The sequence below is a fragment of the Vibrio sp. 2134-1 genome (assembly GCF_033339495.1).
Map to the genome: position 1 here is coordinate 40948 of NZ_JAWOUS010000024.1, position 8044 is coordinate 48991.

Consider the following 8044-nt stretch of genomic DNA (forward strand, 5'->3'; position numbering starts at 1 on the left):
CTGGTAGGAAATAGTTTTAAAAGCATAATCAAACTACCTTTTAACATTTAAAATACTAAAAGGTAGAATTAACATTAGATAGAATTCTTATAGGGCGAGTTATTTTAGGATTGGTAACTCTGTTGTGTATTTAATGGACTCCATAGCAAATGTTGAAGTCACATTAGATAGCCCTTTTACACTATTAACTAACCGCTTATAGAATTCGTCAAAACACTTCATATCTTTGACTAGTACTTTCATCATGTAGTCATACTCGCCAGCCATACGATAAAACTCCATTACCTCAGGAAAGTCACTCACAGTTGTAACAAAATGGTGATACCAACCTTCGGAATGATCAATCGTTTTTAACTGAACAAATGCAATGAAAGATAGCTCGAGCTTTTCTGCACTTAACAACGCCACGCGTTTTTCGATGTAGCCCTCTTCTTCCAACCTTTTCAAGCGCTTCCAGCATGGTGTTGTAGTAAGATTGACTCGCTCAGCCACGTCATTTAATGACAAGGTGCTGTCGGTTTGTAGTAAAACAAGCAGCTGCTTATCTATTCGATCTAAACTCATTTCTATAAAACCCATAAAATGTAGAAAATTTTTCTACAAAAATCTTTATTAAGAGTAACAATAGCAAAGTTTTTCTCGAAAATTATAGATAAATTATCCCTATCTAATACTTATCTATCGATTTCCCAAGGAGAGACGCCATGTGTACTGACCACAATTGGATCAACAATGCAGTGCGTAAAATTGAAGCAGACTTCCAACGTTCTGCTGATACTCACTTATTTAAACTCGAACTACCTTCTCTTGATGGTATCGATATCTATCTAAAAGATGAGAGTACGCACCCTACAGGCTCTCTTAAGCATCGATTGGCGCGCTCATTGTTTCTTTATGCTATTTGTAATGGATGGATTGGTCCTGAAACCACTGTAATCGAGGCGTCCTCAGGCAGCACTGCCGTTTCGGAAGCGTATTTTGCTCGCTTGCTTGGCTTACCGTTCATTGCTGTTATGCCGAAAACCACCGCACGTAAAAAGATTGAACAAATTGAGTTTTACGGTGGTAAAGCGCATCTTGTAGAGCGCTCAGATCAGATTTATGACGAGTCTCGACGCTTGGCTCAAGAGCTAAATGGTCACTACATGGACCAGTTTACTTATGCTGAACGTGCTACTGACTGGCGCGGTAACAACAACATCGCGAACTCTATCTTTAGCCAAATGGAGTTAGAAGATCACCCGATTCCTAGTTGGGTAGTGATGAGCCCTGGAACAGGCGGCACATCAGCAACCATTGGCCGTTTTATTCGTTACCAAAAATACGACACCAAGCTTTGCGTGGTAGACCCTGAAAACTCAGTGTTTTACGACGCTTTCCAGTCAGGAAATCACTCATTGAAAGGTGATACTGGCAGCAAAATTGAAGGTATCGGGCGACCACGTGTCGAACCAAGCTTTATTGCTGGTGTCATTGATGAAATGCGCAAAATTCCAGACGCAGCCAGTGTGGCAACTGCCCATTGGGTATCTCAGCTGATTGGGCGTAAAGTCGGCGCATCAACAGGCACCAATCTTTACGGTGTGCTGCAATTGGCTTGTGAGATGAAACAACGCGGTGAGAAGGGTTCTATCGTGACGCTTCTATGTGATTCTGGAGAGCGTTACCTAGATACGTATTATGACTTAACATGGGTAAAAGAGAACATCGGCGATATTCAACCTTACTTAGCTCAACTCGAAGTCATTCAAACAAAAGGTTGCGTTGAGCCAGCTTGTTGCGGCTCAACTAACGCTTAACGTGCAAACTGGACTTTAAAAAGCAGCCCAACTTCATGCGGGCTGTTTTTATCGCTGGGTTTTACTTTTTCTGGCGCGCTTCAAACGCAGCCAATTGTTCTGGCGTTGCCGCTGGTTGATGATTTTGTTTCCACTCATCGTAAGTCATGCCGTAAACACGTTCGCGAGCGTCATCAATATCTAAATCCAAACCGAGATTTTCAGCCTCAGATTTATACCATTTACTAAAGCAGTTGCGACAGAAGCCCGCAAGGATCATCAGGTCGATGTTTTGTACGTCTTTGTTGGCATCTAAATGCGCCAATAAACGGCGAAATGTCGCCGCGTCTAACTTATCTTGTTCTTCTTGAGTCAAGTTTTTGTATTTGAATTCAGCCACTTTCCTTTCCTTCTCTCTTATTTAACTAGCTTTCGTCACCATATCTAGTTAGTCGGTAGTCATGAGTAAGAAGTATGCTTTAGCGCAACAATTCCCATTCTAAAATCACTACCTTTGATAAAAGCTGATATGATAATTACCATCCATCCTATTGATTAAATTAACATTTAAACAAATCATTACAACGGTCTTTTACCAAGGTTATCGTCTAGTTATGAAAAACTCCATTCTATTATTGTCTGCCTTGACCATTAGCGTGCCAACTTTAGCTGCTCAAGAACAAGCTCATCAATCTTATTTTTATCTGGGTACTGGTAACGTTGGTTTTGATACACCGTACTTCGGCTCGGATAGAGACAATGAGTGGTCAACACCACATATCACAGTTGGCTGGGGTTACCATGTAAACCAATACCTCGCGTTTGAAGGGGTTCTGCGCTATTCACAAAATGAACTTAAGAACGATGCTCTAAAAACTGACTTAGATCTTCACTATTACCAAGCAGGTATGTCTGCTGTTGTAACAAGTGATAACTTAGGCGATACGCCGCTGTCACTGTTTGGTCGCGTAACTGCGCTTGGCACTCAAGCCGAAATGTACGTACCAAACGAACAAAAAGTCACAGATGACTCAGGCGCACTATTCAACATCGGTGCTGGCGTCCATTGGGATATGAGTACAGATATCTGGTTACGCGCAGAGTACATTTATAATGTCGCAGATATGGGTTTTGAAGATTTTTACGACAGCTACGAAGGTGTACAAATCAGCCTAGGGAAACGCTTCTAACATTAGATAGCACCAAGTTTCCATAATTGAAAAACAAAGAAGCCGAGAGTTTTGCCTCGGCTTCTTTTAGATTCTATAGTATGTCGTCATTTACTGAACAGAGAACGTTTCTGTTGCCTCTTTGTTCACATGGTTGCTTGGTTGACCAGCATCGAGAGAATGCAAAATACCATCTTGACGATCTTTTAATGCATTCGTCAACGTTGGAAGTGCGGTAGTTGCTAGCAACGCCATAACACCTGCAACTAAAACCATTTCGACCATGTAACTACCACGTACTTTTTTCAAGGAAACACCTCAATAATAATAGGCATAGGCTGCTTTCCTAGCATTAAACCTAACAAGACCCAACATTCAGTCAAAACGATGAGCGAGTCCTGTGCCCCTCGAAGAAGTGGCGAAATAATAAACAAAAATAATCATTAAATCTATAAGTAATCACTATCTATATAAAAAAACACCGAACAAAAATTGCCCGGCGTTTTCAATCAAAGCTTTACGTGCTACTGCTAGGGGTGGGCAACACGGCCCTTCGTATCATGGCTAATTGCTTTGTTTAACTCTGCTTCTACATGACCTGGTGCTTGTGTTTTCGCCGAAATCAATCGGTACATTGCCGGGATAACAAACAAGGTCACCAATGTCGCAAACCCCATCCCGAAAAAGATAACCGTACCCACGGCAATACGGCTCTCATAACCCGCCCCTGTCGATACGATCAACGGAATTGCGCCAGCAAGTGTGGTAAACGCAGTCATCAAGATTGGACGTAGACGTCGCGCGGCAGCATCAATGATCGCTTTTTCAAACCCAACGCCACGATCACGTAGCTGATTGGCAAATTCTACGATCAAAATACCGTTTTTCGTCACCATACCAATCAACATGATCATGCCGATCTGACTATAAATGTTCATACCTTGGCCCATAATAACCAAACCAAGAAAGCCACCAAAGACACCCATCGGCACCGTAAACATGACCACTAACGGGTTTACGAAGCTTTCAAACTGAGCCGCCAACACGAGATACGCCACTAGCAGTGCCAATGCAAACACAACAGCAACACTCGCTTGGTTCTCTTTAAAGTCTTTCGACTCCCCCGAATAACTCACCGAAATGTCACCCGGTAAGTTGTCGATGGCTTCCTGGTCTAGGTAATTCAGCGCATCTCCTAATGTATAACCTTCCGACAGGTTGGCAGTAATAGTGATGGACTTCTGTTTGTTGTAGTGAGAAAGACGAATAGAGGCCGCCACTTCTTCAATTTTTGTGACCGCATCTAACGTCACTAGCTGACCGCTATTCGTGCGCAGATAAATCTGACTTAAATCTGCAGCATTATTAAAGCTATTTTCATCACCGCGAAGATACACATCGTACTCTTCGCCACGCTCAACATAAGTCGTTTCGCTTTTACCACCGAGCATGATTTCTAGGGTGTCAGAAATGTCTTTAACACTGACTCCTAGCTCTGCGGCACGCTGTCGGTCAACTGTAACCAATAACTCAGGCGTTTTTTCCGAGTAATCTATCTCTGCTCCTTCCATCATTGGTGATTCTTCTGCTTTGTTCTTTAGCATTTCAGCCCAAACAACGAGCTCATCGTAATCAGAGCCGCCTAATACGAACTGAACTGGCTCACTCGAACCACCTTGGAAACCTGGCATAAATGGGAACACTCGAACATCTGGGATACCTGCCAATTCTTTCCGTACTTTGTTAAGGGCTTGCTGAGCCGTGATATCACGTTCGTTCCAATCTTCTAGAATCATGATCACAAAGCCTGTCTGGTCTCCTGCCTGGCCACCAAACGCTGGCGTTTGGATGCTGAATGACTTCAGATAACCTTGCCCTAGTAATGGCATCAATCGGTCTTCGACAATATCCATATTGGCTGACATACGATTGTATGACGTAGCATCTGCACCGCGCACAAACGCAAATATCACACCGCGATCTTCTTGTGGGGTCAGCTGGGCCGGTACCTGATTCATCAAGAAATAGCTACCGCCCAAACAAGCTAGAATCACCAGCGGAGCAGCCCAACGTACTTTCAATGCGCCTTTCAATAATGCGCGATAGCCACTCTCAAGCTTGCTAAACAAGCGATCAACCGCTTCATTGAATCGATTTGGTTTTACATTCGCTTTCAAAATCTGACTACCTAATACAGGAGTCAGCGTCAGGGCAATCAAAGAGGAGAATATGACCGACATAGCCAGCAATACAGAAAACTCTGTAAATAGTAGACCTACCATGCCATCCATAAAGGAGATCGGTAAGAACACCATCACCAGCACTAATGTTGTTGCTATAACAGCAAAACCAACCTCTCTTGTGCCTTTATATGCGGCGAGTAATGGCGATTCACCGCGTTCAATATGGTGGAAGATATTCTCTACAACCACAATTGCGTCATCCACCACCAAACCAATCGATAATATCAACGCCATCAAGGTGATCAAGTTGATAGAAAACCCAAAGTAGTACGCGGCAATAAACGAAGAAATCAGAGAAACAGGTACCGTAACCGCAGGAATTAAGGTTGCACGAGCTTGGCCGATGAAAATGTACAACACCAAAATCACCAAGCCGCCCGTGATAAATAGCGTGCTGTACACCTCTTCGATTGAACGCTCGATAAATACTGTCGCGTCGTAATCTATCGCAAGACGTGTACCTTCTGGTAAGAACTTCTGGATGTTATCGACTTCAAAACGAACCAGCTTAGCAACCTCTAACGGGTTTGCGTCTGACTGCGGTACCACACCAAGACTGATGTTTACTACACCATCGCTTTTGAAGGTTGAGTTTTCGTTTTCTGCACCAATGAAGACATCTGCTACATCTTTTAAATAGATAGGTGTATTGTCGCTTGCGCGTTTAATGACAAGATATTGAAAATCTTCAGGCGTGTTATAAGTACGAGCCGTACGCACGGACATTACCGTTGAGTCGTTACGAACTTCACCACCTGGGCTTTCTAGGTTCTCACTTCGCAAAGCTGATGTAATGTCCGAAGCTGTAACTGAACGTCCAGCCATTAGTTCAGGCTTAAGCTTCACGTACATTACCTTGTACAAACCACCGGAGAGATCAATGGAGCTAACCCCAGAGATCAGGCTAAAGCGGTCCATCAATACACGTTCGGCATAATCCGTTAATTGAGTACGGTCCATCTCTGCAGAACTGAGATTGATGTAGAGCGACGCCTCTCCCGAGCCATTGTTCTTATAAACAATAGGGTCATCCGCTTCATCAGGTAGCGAGCGCTGAGCACGAGCCACGGCATCCCGCACGTCGCTTACACCTGTATTGAGATCGTAACCTAACTCAAACGTGATCGTGATACGCGACATGCTGTTACGAGTAGTGGAGCTAATTTCATCAACTCCACTGATCCCAGAAAGCTGGTCTTCCAAAACGGAGGTAATTTGGCTTTCAATAATAGTCGCCGATGCACCCTCATAACGCGTACTGATAGAAACGACTGGGCTTTCTATATCAGGCATTTCACGAACGGCTAATTTGGTGAATGACACAAAGCCAAACACACACAACAGCATGCTCAGAACCAACGCCGCGACAGGGCGTTTAACTGAAACGTCGGACAGTAACATTAGTTTTCTTCCTCATCCGATTCACTGTCATTGCGTGTCACATCCGTGGTGTTCGCTTTTAGTGGCGCGACAATTTCTTTCACTTCGACACCATCACGCATGTTAACAATGCCTTGAACCACAATCTTGTCACCAATCTCAACACCAGATTCGATCACCACCTCGTTACTAACACGAGCACCTAGCGACACTTCTCGACGAGTAGCTTTGTTGTTTTCATCAATTACATATACAAAACGTTTAGTTCCGGAGTATTCAAGCGCTTGAACAGGAATGATTGGCGCCTTAATAGCAGGAAATGCTAGTGAAGCGTTCATCAACATGCCCGGCTTCAATTGATTTTCTGGGTTATCAAACTCAATACGCACGCGAAGATTCAGTGTTTCGGCGCTGATACGCGTATCAATACCTGTGACTTGACCAGTAAAGATCTGGCTACCCCATGCACTGGTTTTAGCGATGACTTCCATACCAATAGAAAGCATCGATAAATAGCGCTCCGGTACTTGCAAATCCAGTTCCATGACGGAAAGATCATCCAACGTCAAAAGTTCAGTACCCGCACTGACCATTTTGCCGCGGCTAAAATCGATAAAACCAACAGTGCCAGAAAATGGAGCAGTAATATGGAGATCAGCTAAATTGGCTTGAGCAGCATCTAGCCTCGCTTGTGCTATTTCAACACTGGCTTTTTGTGCATCGATTTCAGTTTGAGTAATCGCATTCCGCTTAACCAAACGTTGGAACTCTTTTAACTTACGCTGTTCATCTTTTAGATACGCCTTTGCCTCAATCAAAGCGGCTTGAGCCTTATCGTCATCTAACTTAATTAATAACTGGTCTTGCTGGACATTTTGATTCGCTTTAACAGCGATTTGATTCACTTTGCCGGCGACTTCCGATGCGACAACCACAGACTCCGCTGCCTTTAATTTGCCGATAAGAGTTAAGGATTGATTGATCTCGTGCGTTTCTACTTGTTCAGTCACAACAGTAACCGCTGAGCCTCCTCGCATCGCAGCGCAAACCGATGGAGAACTCAGTAATATAGAAAGCGTTAAAACAGATAACGATAACGTGGCTTTCATGCTCATGATATTGACTTCTAAACGAATAAACTTATGTCATTAAACTGCTTACAGTTTATCAGTAGATACGGTGTTTAACGTCAAGTAGTGTAAATTCAAGTAAAAAGCGCGCTTCTCTTCTGTTCAAAGGACAAACAAAACGCTGACTTTCTACCATCTTTGCCCAAAAAGACAGCATTCAACGTAAAAACGTAAGAAAAACGCTTTACAGCCTGAGCGAGTTTGCTATGATTCGCTCCGCACTTGGGAGATGAGTTGGGAAAACATCTTACTAAGTATAAAAATCCTCTGGAGGGGTTCCCGAGTGGCCAAAGGGAGCAGACTGTAAATCTGCCGGCACTGCCTTCGATGGTTCGAATCCGTCC

General features: G+C 43.6%; 7 protein-coding genes and 1 tRNA gene. 3 read left to right on the forward strand and 5 right to left on the reverse strand.

All coding sequences use genetic code 11. The features are described from left to right. Positions 1–99 precede the first annotated feature (99 nt). Entirely contained in the window at positions 100–564 is a 465-nt protein-coding gene (locus R7R78_RS20675; protein WP_137281817.1) for an Lrp/AsnC family transcriptional regulator, read from the reverse strand. Between the two features lie 140 nt (positions 565–704). Here R7R78_RS20675 and R7R78_RS20680 point away from each other — a divergent pair, with 140 nt between their 5' ends. Further along, positions 705–1799: a PLP-dependent cysteine synthase family protein gene (locus R7R78_RS20680; protein WP_222716715.1), complete on the forward strand. Its 1095-nt coding sequence runs from the start codon at positions 705–707 to the stop codon at positions 1797–1799. Positions 1800–1860: 61 nt separating this feature from the next. Here R7R78_RS20680 and R7R78_RS20685 read toward each other — a convergent pair whose 3' ends face one another. Beyond that, positions 1861–2178 carry a DUF1244 domain-containing protein gene (locus R7R78_RS20685; RefSeq protein ID WP_005378586.1) on the reverse strand — a complete coding sequence of 106 codons (318 nt, stop codon included), beginning with the start codon at positions 2176–2178 and terminating at the stop codon, positions 1861–1863. 214 nt (positions 2179–2392) lie between these two features. On the opposite strand from R7R78_RS20685, the gene R7R78_RS20690 reads away from it, so the two are divergent. Continuing rightward, on the forward strand, positions 2393–2968 hold the full coding sequence (locus R7R78_RS20690) for a porin family protein (protein ID WP_158157364.1): 576 nt from the start codon (positions 2393–2395) through the stop codon (positions 2966–2968). 90 nt (positions 2969–3058) lie between these two features. Here R7R78_RS20690 and R7R78_RS20695 read toward each other — a convergent pair whose 3' ends face one another. From R7R78_RS20695 to R7R78_RS20705, 3 genes are all read right to left on the reverse strand, one after another. Next, on the reverse strand, positions 3059–3256 hold the full coding sequence (locus R7R78_RS20695) for a type II secretion system protein (RefSeq protein ID WP_031781369.1): 198 nt from the start codon (positions 3254–3256) through the stop codon (positions 3059–3061). 221 nt (positions 3257–3477) lie between these two features. Then, on the reverse strand, positions 3478–6591 hold the full coding sequence (gene vmeF / locus R7R78_RS20700; protein ID WP_213874664.1) for a multidrug efflux RND transporter permease subunit VmeF: 3114 nt from the start codon (positions 6589–6591) through the stop codon (positions 3478–3480). Beyond that, on the reverse strand, positions 6591–7685 hold the full coding sequence (locus R7R78_RS20705; protein WP_213874663.1) for an efflux RND transporter periplasmic adaptor subunit: 1095 nt from the start codon (positions 7683–7685) through the stop codon (positions 6591–6593). Before R7R78_RS20705 ends, vmeF begins: the two co-directional genes overlap by 1 nt. A gap of 292 nt (positions 7686–7977) precedes the next feature. On the opposite strand from R7R78_RS20705, the gene R7R78_RS20710 reads away from it, so the two are divergent. After that, a tRNA-Tyr gene (locus R7R78_RS20710) sits at positions 7978–8044 on the forward strand.

Excerpts from the sequence above, each read along its gene's own strand:
- vmeF (WP_213874664.1), bottom strand. The coding sequence starts at position 6,591 with ATGTTACTGTCCGACGTTTCAGTTAAACGCCCTGTCGCGGCGTTGGTT.
- R7R78_RS20680 (WP_222716715.1), top strand. The coding sequence starts at position 705 with ATGTGTACTGACCACAATTGGATCAACAATGCAGTGCGTAAAATTGAA.
- R7R78_RS20675 (WP_137281817.1), bottom strand. The coding sequence starts at position 564 with ATGAGTTTAGATCGAATAGATAAGCAGCTGCTTGTTTTACTACAAACC.
- R7R78_RS20705 (WP_213874663.1), bottom strand. The coding sequence starts at position 7,685 with ATGAGCATGAAAGCCACGTTATCGTTATCTGTTTTAACGCTTTCTATA.
- R7R78_RS20690 (WP_158157364.1), top strand. The coding sequence starts at position 2,393 with ATGAAAAACTCCATTCTATTATTGTCTGCCTTGACCATTAGCGTGCCA.